Below are 16,667 nucleotides of genomic sequence, written 5' to 3'. Positions count from 1 at the left end.
GGACACGCATGGCGTGTCGCTACGTGTGCCGGCAACGTTGCGGGCGCATGGGGGCACGGCGCCCCACCGCGTAGAGACACGCCATGCGTGTCCCACGCGGTGCCGGATGCCACGCAGCACCCGCCCCGCCGGTTATTTCAGGTTCGCCAGCATCCAATCCACGGTGGCGTGGATCTGCTCTTCGCTCAGGCCGGGGTTGCCACCCTTGGGCGGCATGATCCCGCCATCCGGGCCGGTGTAGCCCTCCAAGGCGTGCTTGTAGAGGGTGTCCTTGCCCTGGGCCAGGCGTGCATCCCAATGGGCGTGGTCCAGCGTCGGCGCCTGGCCGACGCCGGTGGTGTGGCAGGCGGTGCACAGGTTGTCGAAGATCACCTTGCCATCGGTGGTGCCACCGTAGGCCACCTGCGAGGCGGCCTTGGCCATCGCCGCCGCCTTGGCTGCGGCTTGGTCGGCGGCACCGGTGGCGCCGGCATAGACCGCACCGGCCGGGGCAATGCGCAGTTCAGTGCGCTTGGCGGCCTGGGGCGAGACTTCAGGGGGAATGCGGGTGTGCAGGTACGCGGCGAATAGGATCAATCCGAGCGTGATGGCCATCAATAAGGCAATGACCATGGAAAAGCGTTTCAGGAACTCGAGGTCGTAATTCCGCACTCTCTGTTACCCCTGGCTGGTAGTCGTTGGACCACGGCTTGTCGGCCGAGTATGACCAGCGTCGGCGGCGCTCTGCAAGCCGCCGCAAACTACCGCAATGCAGCATCAGACCTGGGAGGCGCCTGCAGCACGCAGGCAGAAAACGCATATCGATTCGACAAGCGCGGTCTGGTCGCCATGCGCATCGCGGCTGGGCGCGGTGGGCCCGACCAGGGCTTCGGTGAACGCACCGACGATGCAGGCGGCCGCCACCTCTGTGTCCTGCGCAGGGAAAGTGCCGGCTGCAACGCCATCGGCCACGATGCGGCGGAACACGTCGCCAAACAGGCGGCGGCAGCGGATGCGCTCGGCTTCCACTTCCGGATCCACCGGTTCGGCGATGAAGGCATAGGCCAGCCCGGGCCCGGCCAGCGCACGGCGTACGAAGGCGGTAATCGCCCGGCGCAGGCGCTCGGGCGCGGGCAGCGGTTCGGCGGCAATGGCCTCGAAGATGCGCAGTTCGTGTTCGACCGCGTCGGTCAGCACCTCCACGAACAGCTCGGCCTTGGACGGGAAGTGCCGATAGATAAGGCCGGTGGACACCCCCGCTTCGGCCGCCACGGCGGTGACCGGGGCATTCCGGTAGCCGCCGGCCGCCACCAGCCGCCGGGTGGCCAGCAGGATCCGCTCGCGGGCTCCGGCCAGGCGTTCTTCCATCAAAGCTGAGCGTTTATAGGCCATTTGTTGATTCTATGTTCAATTTTTGAATTTGTGTTCACTTTTACCCCCGGGAGGACTAGGCTGGGAGCATTCGACCCCTTCCAGCCGTTGCGGAGCCGCCTCATGCACGTCCCCACCATGAACTTCGACCTCGGCGAAGAGATCGACATGCTCCGCCAGAGCGTGGCCCATTTTGCCTCGGCCGAGATCGCGCCGCTGGCCGCCAAGGCCGATGAGGAAAACCTGTTCCCGCACCCACTCTGGCGCAAGCTCGGCGAGCAGGGCCTGCTCGGCCTGACCGTGGAAGAAGAATACGGCGGCAGCGGCATGGGCTACCTGGCCCACGTGGTGGCGATGGAAGAAATTTCGCGCGCCTCCGGCGGCATCGGCCTGTCCTACGGCGCGCACTCGAACCTGTGCGTGAACCAGCTGCGCAAGAACGGCACCGAGGAGCAGAAGCAGCGCTTCCTGCCCGGCCTGTGCAGCGGCGAAAAGGTGGGCGCGTTGGCGATGAGCGAACCGGGCGCCGGTTCGGACGTGGTGTCGATGAAGCTGCGCGCGGACAAGCGCGGCGACCACTACGTGCTCAACGGCAACAAGATGTGGATCACCAACGGCCCCGATGCCGACGTGCTGGTGGTGTACGCCAAGACCGACGTCGAGGCCGGCGCCAAGGGCATCACCGCCTTCCTGGTCGAAAAGGGCATGAAGGGCTTCTCCACCGCGCAGAAGCTGGACAAGCTGGGCATGCGCGGCTCCAACACCTGCGAGCTGGTGTTCGAGGATTGCGAAGTGCCCGAAGCGAACGTGCTGGGCGCGGTCGGCGGCGGCGTGAACGTGCTGATGTCCGGGCTGGATTTCGAGCGCGTGGTGCTGTCCGGCGGCCCGCTGGGCCTGATGTCGGCCGCGATGGACGTGGTGATGCCGTACGTGCATGAGCGCAAGCAGTTCGGCCAGGCAATCGGCACGTTCCAGCTGATGCAGGCCAAGCTGGCCGACATGTACGTGGGCCTCAACGCCTGCCGCGCGTATGTGTATGCGGTGGCGCGCGCCTGCGACCTGGGCCGCACCACGCGCCAGGATGCGGCCGGTGCCATTCTGTATTCGGCCGAGAAGGCCACCTGGCTGACCGGCCAGGCGATCCAGATCCTGGGCGGCAACGGCTACATCAACGAATACCCCACCGGGCGCCTGTGGCGCGATGCGAAGCTGTATGAAATTGGCGCGGGCACGTCGGAAATCCGCCGCATGCTGATCGGCCGCGAACTGTTCCAGCGCACCAAGTAAGGACGATGCCATGACGGTACTGAGCACCCAGCTGCAACCGGGCAGCGAGAGCTTCGAGGCCAACCGCACTGCGTTGCAGGCGGTGGTTGACGACCTGCGCGCCACCCTGGCGCAGACCGCGCTGGGCGGCACCGAAGCGGCGCGGCAGAAACATACCGCGCGCGGCAAGCTGCTGGTGCGCGACCGCATCGATGCCCTGCTCGACCCGGGCAGCGCGTTCCTGGAGATCGCGCCGCTGGCCGCGCACGGCATGTATGGCGACCCGATTCCCAGTGCGGGCGTGGTGGCCGGCATCGGCCGCGTGTCCGGGGTGGAATGCGTGATCGTGGCCAACGATGCCACGGTCAAGGGCGGCACCTATTACCCGATGACGGTGAAGAAGCACCTGCGCGCGCAGGAAGTGGCCGAACAGAACCGGCTGCCGTGCATCTACCTGGTGGATTCCGGTGGCGCGTTCCTGCCGCTGCAGGACGAGGTGTTCCCGGACCGCGACCATTTCGGCCGGATCTTCTACAACCAGGCCAACCTGTCGGCGCAGGGCATTCCGCAGATCGCCTGCGTGATGGGCTCGTGCACCGCCGGTGGCGCGTACGTGCCGGCGATGAGCGACGAAACGGTGATCGTGCGCGAGCAGGGCACCATTTTCCTGGGCGGCCCGCCGCTGGTGAAGGCCGCTACGGGTGAGGTCGTCAGCGCAGAGGAACTGGGCGGTGCCGATGTGCACACGCGCATTTCCGGGGTGGCCGACCACATGGCCGACAACGACCTGCAGGCGCTGGCGCGGGTGCGCGCGATCATCGCCCAGCTCAACTGGCGCAAGCCCGAGCCGGCACTGGCGGTGCAGGCACCGGTGGAACCGCGCTACCCGGCGCAGGAGCTGTACGGGGTGATTCCGGCCGACACGCGCAAGCCCTACGACGTGCGCGAGGTGATCATGCGGCTGGTGGACGATTCGCGCTTCGACGAATTCAAGCCGCGCTACGGCAACACGCTGGTGACCGGCTTCGCGCACCTGCACGGCTACCCGGTGGGGATCATCGCCAACAACGGCATCCTGTTCTCCGAATCGGCACTCAAGGGCGCGCACTTCATCGAGCTGTGCGCCCAGCGCGGCATTCCGCTGGTGTTCCTGCAGAACATCACCGGCTTCATGGTGGGCCGCAAGTACGAACACGGCGGCATCGCCAAGGACGGCGCCAAGCTGGTGATGGCGGTGGCCTGCGCGAAGGTGCCCAAGTTCACGGTGGTGATCGGTGGTTCGTTCGGCGCCGGCAACTACGGCATGTGCGGCCGCGCCTATTCGCCCAACTTCCTGTGGATGTGGCCGAACGCGCGCATCGGCGTGATGGGCGGCGAGCAGGCGGCCAGCGTGCTGGCCACGGTGAAGCGCGATGGCATTGAAGCCAAGGGCGGGCAGTGGTCGGCGCAGGACGAAGACACCTTCAAGACGCCCATCCGCGACCAGTTCGAGCAGCAGGGCCACCCCTACTATGCCAGCGCGCGGTTGTGGGATGACGGCGTGATCGACCCGGCCGACACCCGCCGCGTGCTGGGCCTGGCCTTGTCGGCCAGCCTCAACGCCCCGGCCCGCAAGACCGACTTCGGCGTGTTCCGGATGTGATCCGGCCCCCTGGCATGCGCAACGAGACCTCCATGTTCACCAAGATCCTGATCGCCAACCGTGGCGAAATCGCCTGCCGCGTCATCGCCACCTGCCAGCGCCTGGGCATTGCCACGGTGGCGGTGTACTCCGACGCCGACCGCGACGCACGCCATGTGCGCCTGGCCGACGAGGCCGTGGGCATCGGCCCGGCACCGGCGCGCGAAAGCTACCTGCGCGCCGACGCCATCCTGGATGCGGCACGCCGCACCGGGGCACAGGCCATCCACCCCGGTTACGGGTTCCTGTCCGAGAACGCGGACTTCGCCCAGGCCTGCGCCGAGGCGGGCATCGTGTTCATCGGCCCCTCCGCCGCGGCGATCCGTGCGATGGGCGACAAGAGCGCGGCCAAAGCGCTGATGGCGCAGGCCGGCGTGCCGCTGACCCCGGGCTACCACGGCGATGCGCAGGAACCGGCGTTCCTGCGCGAACAGGCCGATGGCATCGGTTACCCGGTGCTGATCAAGGCCAGCGCCGGCGGCGGTGGCAAGGGCATGCGCAAGGTGGACCACAGCGCGGCCTTCACCGAGGCGCTGGCCAGCTGCCAGCGCGAGGCGCAGTCCGCCTTCGGCAACGCGCACGTGCTGGTGGAAAAGTACGTGGAGCGCCCGCGCCATATCGAGATCCAGGTGTTCGGCGACAGCCACGGCAACGTGGTGTACCTGTTCGAGCGCGACTGCTCGGTGCAGCGCCGCCACCAGAAGGTGCTGGAAGAAGCACCTGCGCCGGGCATGACGCCCGAGCGCCGCGCCGCCATGGGCAAGGCCGCGGTGGATGCCGCACGCGCAGTGAATTATGTGGGCGCGGGCACGGTGGAGTTCATCGCCGGGCCCGACGGCGATTTCTATTTCATGGAAATGAACACCCGCCTGCAGGTGGAGCACCCGGTGACCGAGTGCATCACCGGTACCGACCTGGTGGAGTGGCAGCTGCGCGTGGCCAGCGGCGCACCGCTGCCGCTGCAGCAGGAACAGCTGCGAATCAACGGCCATGCACTGGAAGCGCGGCTGTACGCCGAAGACGCCGACAAGGGCTTCCTGCCCTCCACCGGCACCCTGCGCCACCTGCGGCTGCCGGACGGCAGCGCGCACGTGCGCGTGGATGCGGGCGTGGAACAGGGCGATGCGATCACCCCGTTCTACGACCCGATGATTGCCAAGCTGATCGTGTGGGATGTGGACCGCGATGCCGCGCTGCGCCGCATGCAGCAGGCGCTGGCCGAGTGCGAAGTGGTGGGCGTGACCACCAACGCCGCCTTCCTGCGCCGGCTGGTGATGACCGATTCGTTCGCCAACGCGAAGCTGGATACCGCGTTGATTGAACGCGAGCAGGCCGCGCTGGCGCCGCATCAGGGCGATACCGACCCTGCCCTGTGGACGCTGGCGGCCGTAGCTGCGATGGCGACGGATGCAGCAGCTTCGGTGGATGCGCGTGACCCGCACTCGCCGTGGCAGGCGCGCGATGGCTGGCGGCTGGGCCAGCGTGCCGCGCGGCGGCTGACGCTGGAGCATCGTGGCCACCAGCAGGTTCTGGCCGTTGAAGGCCATGGCGAGGCGTGGTCGATCGAGGTGGGCGGCACCACGGTAGCGGCGCAGGGCCGGATGGTGGGCGAGCGGCTGGCGTTGCAGGTGGGCGAGACCCTTCACCGCGCGCGCGTGGTACGCGACGGCAACGAGCTGTACCTGTTCGGCAACGACGGCGTGCAGCGCTTCACCCTGCATGATCCGGTCAGCGAAGCCGACCACGCCGTGGCCGACGCCGGCAGCCTGGTCGCACCGATGCCGGGCCGCATCGTGGCCACGCTGCTGGCACCGGGCACGCAGGTGGTACGCGGCACCCCGCTGCTGGTGTTGGAAGCGATGAAGATGGAACACACCTTGCAGGCCCCGGCCGATGGCACGGTGCAGGGCTACCGCGTCAAGTCGGGTGACCAGGTGGCCGATGGCGCGGTGCTGGTGGATTTCGAAGCCACCACTGGACATGTTGGTTGATGGCCGAAGACCCCTGGCGCCATGGGTGGCTTAGCCCCACGCAGGATGTATGATCCATCCGGGGCTCCTCCTACCATCGCCCGACCGGCCCGGGAGGCCCATGCACTGGCTGGCCAGCATTTTCCGCTCGGGCGTGGCGCGATTTGTCGCCTCGACCGGCGATGGCAGCTGACGCTTTCCAACTCAGGGACCTTCCAATGACTTCGACAAGTGCACCCCTACCTGCGGACACTGTGCAGCGTCTTCTTGATCTTCTGATAAGCGACGATCAGTTCCGCGCCAGTTTCTCTGCCAACCCTTCGCACGCACTAGCGACGCTCGGCGTTGACGCAGACCTGACCCGGAACTGCTGCGACCCGATCGCCAACCTTGGTTCGAAGGAAGAATTCCAGGAGATGCGCGAGAACCTCGCCAAGCAGCTCCAAGTCAAATCGCCGTTCCGCGTTGTGTTCTGCTTCGAGGCCGGCGGCCCTGTACCTCAGCTTGGAATCCGACCGCTGCCATCGAACTTGCAGTACTCTGCGTCACCTGCCAACAACCGGTGACGAGCGGGCGTGCACTAACGAACCTCTCAACCTGCTGACAAAGGGTGGTGGGTTTCGCATTCTGCTCGCCGATGCGCGCAAGCAAGGACTGGTTCAAACGTTCAAAGCAGCCGGCGAACTCAGTTCCGCCGGCTGCATTTTTTCTCGAGCCGGGTAGAAACGGCGCAGTGCAGACAACCGAGCCATGATGGGTTCCAGGCAAGCATCATGGTATCTACCCCGTGCGTGAGTGGCCGGCCAATGCAGCCGTCTATCCCCAGACCAGGCGATTCGGATCGAATTCGGCGGTGCCGAGGGCTTCACCCCGCCATCCCACGCCAACAATCGCCACGGGGCTCTGGGTGATACCGTCCAGGCCGAAGGCGACTTCGGTATCGCCTTCATTGATGGCGGCCGTGACGAATGCGGCCATGCCACGTTCGGTGGCCGCCATGTACAGGGCCTGGGAGATGTGCCCAACGTCCAGCAGCAACGCGCGGTATGCTTTGGCGTGATTGCGGTACTTCCAGTAGGTACGCGCGTAGCGCGGCACCAGCACCAGGTGCACGGCCGCGTCTGCAAACCAGTCCTGCCCTGAGAGCATGGCGTTGGCAACCTCCTGCAGCGGACGGTCGCAATGGCGCGGCAGCGCGACCAGTGCATGCTGCACCGGGTGGTAGTGGTACAGACCCGGCTGGAGGTCGTCCACGCGCTGCACCAGCAAGTAGGTCTCGGTGGCATGCAGGCCGCCGCCGGAGGGCACGTTCTTTTTCAGGAACTCGGTATCTGCTTCCACCTGCACCACGGCCTGTGCCTTGACTGTCCGCTGCAGGAGCTGCGCAAGAAGCTCTCGGCTGATGCTCCGCTGTCCGTCGAAATTTCGGCAGGTTGTCCTGCGCTCGAGTAACTGATCGTAGTCGGTACGGCCTACCGGCGGCAGCGGTTCGTAGTGCCCAGGCCGTGGCTCCACGGCCGGCGGCGGCGCACCCAGCTGCGAGCGCAGCCCGCTGGCGGTAGTGAGGTTGTTGGCGTGCATCTCGGCTGCACTGTCTACCCCTTCCCAGCGGCCATGGCGGTGCGCCAAGGCGGATAGTGGCCACCAGTGGCTGTCTCGGAGGGCTTCATCGCGCAGGCGATGGGAGGAATGTGAGTCGTCGTCCGAGATCAGCAGGCCTGCATCGAGCAGGGGTTGCCACACCTGCTGACTGTCCTCGAGGCTGGATGCATGCTGCCAATGCCGTGGACTCAAGCTGCCCAGCAGCTCGCGCTGCGCCACGCTGACCGCCACGGGCTGTTCGAGGTGCGCGGCAATGGCGAACCAGGCACTGCGGGTAGCAAGTTCCGCCCGGCCCTGCAGAATCGCCTGCAGGTCGAACTGGAGCTCTTCCCGGGGCTCAAACATCACGATGGTGCAGCGGCGCAGTTTCATGTGGACGGTCCGTACGCGTATTCGGCCATTCTAAGGGAAGAAACTGGACAGCACGGCCCGCGTGTCCTGTAATCGGCGGGCTTTACGTGTTGCCTCACAGCCCGCAACCCTGCGCTAACCAGCTACACAGGGCGTGGCTCTACATTCCGGGTCAAACCGGCCGATAACGGTGTCTCCACCCTTGGACCGACCGCAATGAGCGAAGAAAACTCCGGTAAGAGCAAGATTGCACCTGAAGCCGCTGCACGACTGGTCAGCAAGCTGATCGACGATTTCGCTTTCCGCGAACGTTTCCAGACCGACGCACGCAAGGCCTTGGCCGAGATCGGCTACGACGTGGACGCGCAGCCGGACTGCTGTGATATCCAGAAGTTGGCGTCGGTGGAGGAATTGCGGGCCGTGCAGGCGCAGCTCGAGAAGCATCTGAGCACCTCCTACACCGCCATGCATGTGATCTTCTGCTTTGAAGCTGGCAAGGTCGGCGACGCACTCAAGTAAGACAGTCGGCCTGTGCCCGCGTTACTGCGGGCGCAGGCTGGCGTCGGCCAACGTGTCGTGAACGTTGAGCGGCTGCATTAATTGCATGACTGCGACTTCCGCAAAGCCGCGGCCGCGATGATCAAACAGCCATTCGTTCTGCTCTTGGAATTCCACCACGTTGCCAAGTTCGCGCTGCACCTGGCGCAGGGCCACACGCGCCTGCACCGGCTCGGTGCCGTCCATCAACGGTAGTAAGAGCGTTTCTGCCTTCGCAGGCTGGCCTTCGCCGAGTTGTTGCATGGCCAACACCAGGGTGAGCCACTTGGTGATGACCGGACTCTTTTGTTCCACAAACAGCGGCGCGTACTCACGCAGCAAGCGGTTTGCCAAGGTCTGGTCGCCTTGGCGTTGGGCTAGGTATATCAGGCTGAGCAGCCGGCTGACCCGGTCCGGCAGGTTCGGGTCACGGGTGTTAGCCAGCAACGGAGCCAGCTGGGTGGCGATCTGGGCCAGCGCCGTGGAATTGCGGCGATCGCAGGCCGCATCCACCACTGCATGCATCAGCTGCACGTGGATGCGGAAGTCCACCGATTCAGCCGGCTCGGCCTCGCTGGCCATCGCATCTGCCATTCCGGTGCAGTCGTCCTGATCTGCCGCCAGCAACATTCTCGCGCGCTGGTTCATGATGGCCTGCACCTCGTCGCGGCCCTTGGGCAGCATGGCCAGCAGTGCGTGGGCATCCTTGTAGCGCCGCAGCGCGATGAGAGCGTCCACCCGTGCATCGCTGGCATTGCGCCCCGTCATCTGTTCGGATACCTGGAAGCTGCGCATCGCTTCGTCATAGCGATTGGTGCCCAGCTGGATCCAGCCCAAGTGCTGCATTGGATATGCACGCATCGGGTCTTGCGGCACCGCCGCCGCACGGGCGTACCGCTCAGCCTCTTCGAACCGATTGTCCATAACCAGATACCAGGATGTATTCGCGAGTCCAGCAAAGGAATCCGGATACACGTCGGCCAGCACCCGCCAGTCTTCCAGCGGCCACGCGTCGGGTCGCATCTCGGTGGCCCATGCCTTCAGGTAAAGCCGCTCGCGGTGGGGAAGGCGATCGTGCAAAGACTGGGCGCGTTCCAGATGTGGCAGGGCTTCGGTTCGCCGGTCCAGGCGTACCAGCAGCTTGGCCAGCCCAACATGCGCCATGGCGAAGTCCGGGTCTGCATCGACCGCTGCTTCGTACAACTTTGCTGCTTCGGAAAAGCGGCGGCGTCCCATGGCATTCTCGGCCAGCGCGAAGGATTTAAGTGCCTGCAGATTGCCGGTGGATGCCTGCGGAAGAGGCACCGATTCCTGCACCGATGCAACGGTTTCGCCCAGGCCAGCGCGCAATCGACCAATCACGTCGTCTACCGCTTCGATAACGCTTTCAGGCCCTTTGGCCTCCGCCCGGTAGGTTCGTACCAATTTGTCGGTGGTCGGATCCATCAGGTCCACTGCAACGACATAACGTCCGTTGGACACGTTGATACTGGGCGCCAAGACCATGCGCGCCCCCTCCCGCGAGGCAATGTCGCCGGCCAGTTGGCGGTCAAGCCCACGTTCGGCCGGCACCCGCAGAAGCTCGCGCGACTCCTGCACCTTCGCTGCCGACAGCACGTTGACGTAGCGTGACTGCTCGAGGCTCAGCAACAATGCCCGTTGCAGGCTGCTGTCGAACAGCGGCTCGCCGCTGATGTTGTCTACGTCTGCCACCACTACCCAGTCACGCTCTGCGAAGGCGATGGCAGGCTCGGGACGCAGCAGCATCCAGCCTCCGACGCCCAACATCGCCATCACTGCAATCTCTGCCGCCAATGCAGCCGGGCGACGCCAGATCGGCAGCTTGCGCTGTGCCTTGGCGTTGGCTTTGGGCATGCGCATCGGTCCGAAGCCGGGCTCACCCACCTCGAACACCTGCTGCACGGTTGAAATACCTTTGAACAGCCATGGGCCGTGCGAGCGCCATTGCAGTTTTTCCGCTCGTTCCCCCAACTCGCTGCTGGCGCGACGAGTCAACGATTCGGCTACCGACGACAGCAGGATCTGCCCGGGCAGGGCCAGCGCCATCAGGCGCGCAGCCATCGGCTTTGCCAAACCTTCCACTTCCACTGGTTTGGCACCTGCCTGGACAGCATCAGGCGTGTTGTCCCAGATCAACACTTCGCCCACGTGTAGTCCGGCACGGGCACGCAGTGGCAGGTTGCACTGCTCGCCCAGCTTCTGCAGTTCGCGCCGATAGTCCAGCGCGAACCCCAACCCGTCAATCGCCCGGTCGAATAGCAGGAACAGACCATCGGAGCGGTCGATCTGGCGTCCATTCCATTGCTGCTGCAGCGCCAGCACCAAACGATCATGCTGCTGGAACAGCTCGGCTGCGGCGCTGTCGCCGATGCGTTCCACCAGGATCAGCGAATCGCACAGATCGGTGAACAGCAGCGCGCGCAGCTGTGGGGACTGGGTCGACGTTCCGTTGTCGCCGTTCATTCGAATACCCCGTCAGGGCGTGGCGGTCGCGGCACGCGACCAGTGCAACCGGTTGCCGCCCAGGCGCTTGGCCTGGTACAGCGCATTGTCGGCGCGGGCGTACCAATCGCTCCAGTCGCTGTTCGGTTCGAGCAGGCTCACGCCGATGCTGACCGGGCAGACATGCGGCTGGCCGCCCGGCCGGCCCATCAGGCCGTGGACGGCGCTGAGGATGAACTCGGCCGCGTGCTGGAGGGTATCGGGGTCCGCTTCGCGCAGCAGCAGGCAGAACTCATCCCCGCCCAGGCGGCAGGCGCGGTCGTTTTCGGTGGCCACCGAGCGCAGGATGTTGGCCACGCTCTGCAGCACGCGGTCGCCGGCCTGGTGGCCGTGTTCGTCGTTGACCTGCTTGAAGTGGTCGCAGTCGATCAGCAGCAGGCCCTGCGGGGCGCCGTCTTCGTGGCTGCGGCATTCCTGCAGGTACAGCGCCAGGCCGCGGCGGTTGTGCAGGCCGGTCAACTCGTCGGTACGCACCAGTTCGCGGGTGTGGGTGAGCTGGTGGGTGGTGACGTAGAGGTTGTCCAGCGCGGTTTCGAGGTCGTGGTTGCGCCGGCGCAGCTGGCGGATCAGCACCTGTTCGTTGCTCACCACGCGCATGATCGTGCGGCGCAGGAAGTAGGCCACCAGGCCCGGGTCGCGGTCGACCAGGCGCTGGAAATCGGTGTGGTCCAGTTCCAGCACCAGCGTATCGATGGTGGCGCGGGCATCGGCACTGCGCGGGTGGTCGCCGATCAGCAGGCCCAGTTCGCCGAAGAATTCATGCTGGCCCAGCGTCTTGACCACCAGGTCTTCGCCGAAATCCAGCTCGATGGCACCGGTGACGATGACATACATGGTGCTGCCGGCCTGGTTGCGCAGGAACAGGTGCTCGCCGGCGCGCAGCGCGCGGTGCTGGCCGAATTCGGCAAACAGGGCGAATTCGCCGGCGCTCAGAACGGCGTGCACGATCTCAGCCATCGCGGTCTGCGCGATGTCTGACGCTCGTTCGCACACATTCGTCGCAAGCTTGCCGGTCATTCCCGTACACCCGCTTCCCAGCGTTCCCCGGTGAGCGAATGAGGATAGCACCCCTTAAAAGTGTGCGCCTCATCCCATTTCCATGCCCCGGCGCCCGGATTTCTCCGGCGCTCCGGCCCAGTCTTCCCTAACGCAGCGACCGGTTTGAACCGGCCATCCCCTACCGCATGGAGCTATTTGCGGACCGTAGCATCTGGCGGGGGCATATAAAAGAAGGGCCACCCCTACAGGGGCGGCCTTCTTCGGGGTGGGTTCCCGGGGATCCGGCCAACGGCCGGGGTTACCCGGGTGGCGCCGCCACCCGGCGGCGGCCGCAGCCGCCGATTCCGGGCGTCAGGCCGCCCGGAATTGTTCCTCTTCGGTCGAGCCGGCCAGGGCGGTGGTGGAGGACTGGCCCTGCTGGATGGCCTGGGTGACGGCGTCGAAGTAGCCGGTGCCGACCTCGCGCTGGTGCTTGACCGCGGTGAAGCCGCGGTCGGCGGCGGCGAATTCGGCTTCCTGCAGTTCCACGAAGGCGCTCATCTGGCGGCGGGCGTAGCCGTGGGCCAGGTTGAACATGGAGTAGTTCAGGGCGTGGAAGCCGGCCAGGGTGATGAACTGGAACTTGTACCCGTAGCGGGCGATTTCCTTCTGGAACGTCGCAATGGTGGCGTCGTCCAGGTTCTTCTTCCAGTTGAAGCTGGGCGAGCAGTTGTAGGCCAGCAGCTTGCCCGGGTACTTCGCGTGGATGGCTTCGGCGAACTTGCGCGCGAACTCCAGGTCCGGCTTGCCGGTCTCGCACCAGATCAGGTCGGCGTAGGGGGCATAGGCCAGGCCGCGGCTGATGGCCTGGTCCAGGCCGTTGCGGGTCTTGTAGAAGCCTTCCACGGTGCGCTCGCCGGTGGCGAAGGGCTGGTCGTTGGCGTCGATGTCGCTGGTCAGCAGGTCGGCGGCTTCGGCGTCGGTGCGGGCCACCAGCAGGGTGGGCACGCCCAACACGTCGGCGGCCAGGCGCGCGGCATTCAACTTCTCGATGGCCTCGCGGGTGGGCACCAGCACCTTGCCACCCATGTGCCCGCACTTCTTCACCGAGGCCAGCTGGTCTTCGAAATGGACGCCGGCCGCGCCGGCTTCGATCATCGCCTTCATCAGCTCGAAGGCGTTGAGCACGCCGCCGAAGCCGGCTTCGGCATCGGCCACGATCGGCTGCAGGAAGTCGATGTCGTCCTTGCCCTCGGCGTGGTGCAGCTGGTCGGCGCGCAGCAGGGTGTTGTTGATGCGCTTGACCACGGCCGGCACCGAATCGGCCGGGTACAGCGACTGGTCGGGGTACATCTGGCCGGCCAGGTTGGCGTCGGCGGCCACCTGCCAGCCGGACAGGTAGATGGCGTTGAGGCCGGCCTTGACCTGCTGCATGGCCTGGTTGCCGGTCAGCGCGCCGAGCGCGTTGACGAAGTCCTTTTCATGCAGGTACTTCCACAGCTTCTCCGCGCCCAGCCGGGCCAGCGAATGCTCCACGTGCACGGTGCCGCGCAGGCGCACCACGTCGGCGGCGCTGTAGTTGCGCTGGATGCCGGCCCAGCGCGGGTCGGTGTTCCATTCGTGCTGGATCTGTTCGGCGGTCTGCAGCTTGGTCATGTCGTTTCTCCACGAAGGGTCAATCGATCCGGTCGTAAGCCGGCAGGGTCAGGAAATCGGTCAGTTCATTGCGGCGGCTCAGCTCACCGAGCAGGCCGATGGCCTCGTCGATCCGCGCCCCGCCCGGCAGCGCGCTGCGCTCGCCCAAACGCGCCGGCAGCGCGGCCAGGGTGGCGTCGAGCAGGGCCAGGTCGATGGCGGTGCCGTCGTCCAGGTGCTGGCCGGGCACGTGCAGCCACTGCCACAGCTGGCTGCGGCTGATCTCGGCGGTGGCCGCGTCTTCCATCAGGTGGTGGATGGGCACGCAGCCATTGCCGTCCAGCCAGGCGGCCAGGTAGCGCACGCACACTTCCACGTTGCCCTCGAACCCGGCGCGGGTGATGGTGCCGGTGGGCGCGGCGATCAGTTCGTTGCGGCCCACCCGCACATCGCGGCGCAGCACCGCGTGCTGGTTGGGGCCGGGCATGTGCGCGTCGAAGATCGCCTGCGCGACTGGAATCAGCGCCGGGTGCGCCACCCAGGTGCCGTCGTGGCCGGCGGTGACTTCGCGCAGCTTGTCGGCACGCACCCGCGCCATGGCCTGTTCGTTGGCGGCGGCATCGTGGTTGATCGGGATCTGCGCGGCCATGCCGCCCATCGCGTGCGCGCCACGGCGGTGGCAGGTCTGGATCAGCAGTTCCGAATAGGCCTTCAGGAACGGCTGGGTCATGGTCACTTGGCCGCGTTCGGGCAGCACCTTGTCGGCGTGCTTACGGAAGGTCTTGATGTAGGAAAAGATGTAATCCCAGCGGCCGCAGTTCAGGCCGACGATGCGGTCGCGCAGGACGTGCAGGATCTCGTCCATCTCGAACACCGCCGGCAGCGTTTCGATCAGCACGGTGACCTTGATCTGGCCATGCGGCAGGCCGAGCATGCCTTCGATGTGGGACAGCGCGGTTTCCCACAGCGCGGCTTCTTCCATCGACTGCAGCTTGGGCAGGTAGAAGTACGGACCGCGCTGGCGGCACATCAGGGTGCGGGCGTTGTGGAAGGCGAACACGGCTGCGTCGAACAGGCCGCCGGCCAGCGGCTGGCCATCGATGCGCACGTGCTTCTCATCCAGGTGCCAGCCGCGCGGGCGCACGATCAGCACGGCCTGTTCATTGAGCGGGCGCAGCGCGTAGTGCTTGCCGGGCTTGCCGTCCACGCCGGGCGCGGTATGGGTGAGGTCGCCGCGCACCGCGCCGATCAGCGCCTGCTGGCCGGCCAGCAGGTTGCGCCAGGCCGGGGCGGTGGAATCCTCGAAGTCGGCCATGAACACCTTGGCGCCGGAGTTCAGCGCGTTGATGACCATCTTCGGGTCGGTCGGGCCGGTGATCTCGACGCGGCGGTCCTGCAGGGCTTCCGGGATCGGCGCCACGCGCCAGTCTTCGCTGCGGATCGCGGCGGTGTCGGTGCGGAAATCCGGCAGGCCGCCGCCGTCGAAGAAGGCTTGGCGCTCACGGCGCGCCTGCAGGCGGCGCTGGCGTTCGGGTTCCACCGCGCGGTGCAGCGACACCAGCAGCGCCAGTACCCCCGCCGGCAGCAGGGCCGACTGGCCGGCAAGCTGGGTGGTCAGGGCGATGCCCGGGGTGGCCGGGGCGTCGGCCGGGGTGGGCTGGGCGGTGGCGAAGGCGGCGACAGCGGACATGTCCAACTCCTGCGTTGCGGGTGATGCCACCGTGCGCCGGAGTGTGGTATTTGACAAAACAGTTATCGCAATGCTTTACATAAGTTACGCTTATATTCGTTACGCCATGCCCACACCCAAGCCGCCAAGTCCCCGTTTTTCCTACAAGTCTGACCGGCTCAAGCCGCTGCGGGCGTTCTGCCAGACCGTGCGATTGGGCTCAGTCTCACGTGCGGCTGAGGCGCTCTTCGTCAGCCAGCCGGCGATCAGCCAGCAGTTGCAGGCGCTGGAACGGGAATTGGGGGTGGGCCTGTTTGAGCGCAGCGGGCGGCGCCTGGTGCCCAGCCGCGAGGGCCAGCTGCTGTTTGAAATGGCCCAGCCGCTGGTGGAAAGCCTGGACGGGCTGGAGGCCAGCTTCCGCGACAAGGTCAAAGGGCTGGATGCGGGCGAGCTCAACATTGCCGCCAACAGCTCCACCATCCTGTACCTGCTGCCGCGCATCGTGGAGCGCTTCCGCCAGCGCCACCCGGACGTGCGCCTGACCCTGCACAACGCGATCAGCGCCGACGGTACCGACCTGCTGCGCAGCGATGCGGCGGACCTGGCGGTGGGCTCGATGACCGATGTGCCGGCCGACCTGAGCTATGCGCCGGCCTACCGCTTCGAGCAGGTGCTGATCGCCCCGCCCGACCACCCGCTGGCCACCGCGCCGGAACTGACCCTGCAGGCGATCTCGGCCTACCCGCTGGTGCTGCCGCCCAAGCGGCAGATCACCTACCGGCTGGTGGACCAGGTGTTCCAGCGCCAGCGCGTGCCGTACACGGTGGCGCTGGAGGTGGGCGGCTGGGAGGTGATCAAGCAGTACGTGGCGATGGGCATGGGTATTTCCATCGTGCCGGCGCTGTGCCTCAACGATGCCGACCGCGGCCGGCTGGTGACGCGCTCGATGAGCGCCTGGTTCCCCGAGCGCAGCTACGGGGTGATCGTGCGCCGGGGCCGCTTCCTGTCGCCACAGGCACGCGCCTTCATCGAGCTGATCCAGCCGGACCTGTTCAGTCCGCGCAGCTATGATGAAAGCGGTCATTCCGAACGCTGATGCGCTGCC

13 protein-coding genes are annotated in these 16,667 nt (G+C 66.3%); 6 read left to right on the top strand and 7 right to left on the bottom strand.

Going from position 1 to position 16,667, the window contains the following annotated elements; translation table 11 throughout:
* Positions 1-132: 132 nt before the first annotated feature.
* On the bottom strand, positions 133-651 hold the full coding sequence (locus tag QMX79_RS09960; RefSeq protein WP_282246607.1) for a c-type cytochrome: 519 nt from the start codon (positions 649-651) through the stop codon (positions 133-135).
* Between the two features lie 105 nt (positions 652-756).
* Complete coding sequence (locus QMX79_RS09955; protein WP_282246606.1) at positions 757-1,371, bottom strand: TetR/AcrR family transcriptional regulator; 615 nt, start codon at positions 1,369-1,371, stop codon at positions 757-759.
* A gap of 102 nt (positions 1,372-1,473) precedes the next feature.
* Here QMX79_RS09955 and QMX79_RS09950 point away from each other — a divergent pair, with 102 nt between their 5' ends.
* The 4 genes from QMX79_RS09950 to QMX79_RS09935 all read left to right on the top strand — a co-directional run bounded on the left by QMX79_RS09950 (position 1,474) and on the right by QMX79_RS09935 (position 6,833).
* Complete coding sequence (locus QMX79_RS09950; protein ID WP_068848392.1) at positions 1,474-2,637, top strand: isovaleryl-CoA dehydrogenase; 1,164 nt, start codon at positions 1,474-1,476, stop codon at positions 2,635-2,637.
* Positions 2,638-2,647: 10 nt separating this feature from the next.
* Positions 2,648-4,258, top strand: a complete 1,611-nt coding sequence (locus QMX79_RS09945; RefSeq protein ID WP_282246605.1) for a carboxyl transferase domain-containing protein — start codon at positions 2,648-2,650, stop codon at positions 4,256-4,258.
* 32 nt (positions 4,259-4,290) lie between these two features.
* The gene (locus tag QMX79_RS09940) at positions 4,291-6,288 is read left to right on the top strand and encodes an acetyl/propionyl/methylcrotonyl-CoA carboxylase subunit alpha (protein ID WP_282246604.1); all 1,998 of its coding nucleotides are present in this window, start codon (positions 4,291-4,293) and stop codon (positions 6,286-6,288) included.
* Positions 6,289-6,449: 161 nt separating this feature from the next.
* Positions 6,450-6,833: an NHLP-related RiPP peptide gene (locus QMX79_RS09935; RefSeq protein ID WP_336618860.1), complete on the top strand. Its 384-nt coding sequence runs from the start codon at positions 6,450-6,452 to the stop codon at positions 6,831-6,833.
* A 250-nt stretch (positions 6,834-7,083) separates the two neighbouring features.
* Here the strand turns inward: QMX79_RS09935 and QMX79_RS09930 are convergent, their stop codons facing one another.
* On the bottom strand, positions 7,084-8,241 hold the full coding sequence (locus QMX79_RS09930) for a putative peptide maturation dehydrogenase (protein ID WP_282246602.1): 1,158 nt from the start codon (positions 8,239-8,241) through the stop codon (positions 7,084-7,086).
* 195 nt (positions 8,242-8,436) lie between these two features.
* On the opposite strand from QMX79_RS09930, the gene QMX79_RS09925 reads away from it, so the two are divergent.
* The gene (locus QMX79_RS09925) at positions 8,437-8,739 is read left to right on the top strand and encodes an NHLP-related RiPP peptide (RefSeq protein WP_282246601.1); all 303 of its coding nucleotides are present in this window, start codon (positions 8,437-8,439) and stop codon (positions 8,737-8,739) included.
* 21 nt (positions 8,740-8,760) lie between these two features.
* On the opposite strand, the gene QMX79_RS09920 is transcribed toward QMX79_RS09925, so the two are convergent.
* From QMX79_RS09920 to aceB, 4 genes are all read right to left on the bottom strand, one after another.
* Positions 8,761-11,241, bottom strand: a complete 2,481-nt coding sequence (locus QMX79_RS09920) for a putative peptide modification system cyclase (RefSeq protein WP_282246600.1) — start codon at positions 11,239-11,241, stop codon at positions 8,761-8,763.
* 12 nt (positions 11,242-11,253) lie between these two features.
* Positions 11,254-12,297 carry a GGDEF domain-containing protein gene (locus QMX79_RS09915; protein WP_282246599.1) on the bottom strand — a complete coding sequence of 348 codons (1,044 nt, stop codon included), beginning with the start codon at positions 12,295-12,297 and terminating at the stop codon, positions 11,254-11,256.
* A gap of 333 nt (positions 12,298-12,630) precedes the next feature.
* Entirely contained in the window at positions 12,631-13,914 is a 1,284-nt protein-coding gene (gene aceA / locus QMX79_RS09910; protein ID WP_282246598.1) for an isocitrate lyase, read from the bottom strand.
* A gap of 19 nt (positions 13,915-13,933) precedes the next feature.
* Positions 13,934-15,583, bottom strand: coding sequence for a malate synthase A (gene aceB, locus QMX79_RS09905; RefSeq protein WP_282246597.1), 1,650 nt, complete (start codon positions 15,581-15,583; stop codon positions 13,934-13,936).
* Between the two features lie 106 nt (positions 15,584-15,689).
* Between aceB and QMX79_RS09900 the strand changes: the two genes are divergently transcribed.
* On the top strand, positions 15,690-16,658 hold the full coding sequence (locus QMX79_RS09900; protein WP_068848374.1) for a LysR substrate-binding domain-containing protein: 969 nt from the start codon (positions 15,690-15,692) through the stop codon (positions 16,656-16,658).
* Positions 16,659-16,667 lie beyond the last annotated feature (9 nt).

Origin of the sequence: Stenotrophomonas sp. PS02300 (assembly GCF_029959395.1) — a bacterium.
Classification (GTDB): domain Bacteria; phylum Pseudomonadota; class Gammaproteobacteria; order Xanthomonadales; family Xanthomonadaceae; genus Stenotrophomonas; species Stenotrophomonas maltophilia_AD.
The sequence above is the reverse complement of the archived record's forward strand: the minus strand, read 5'-3'. Positions and strand labels throughout refer to the sequence as shown.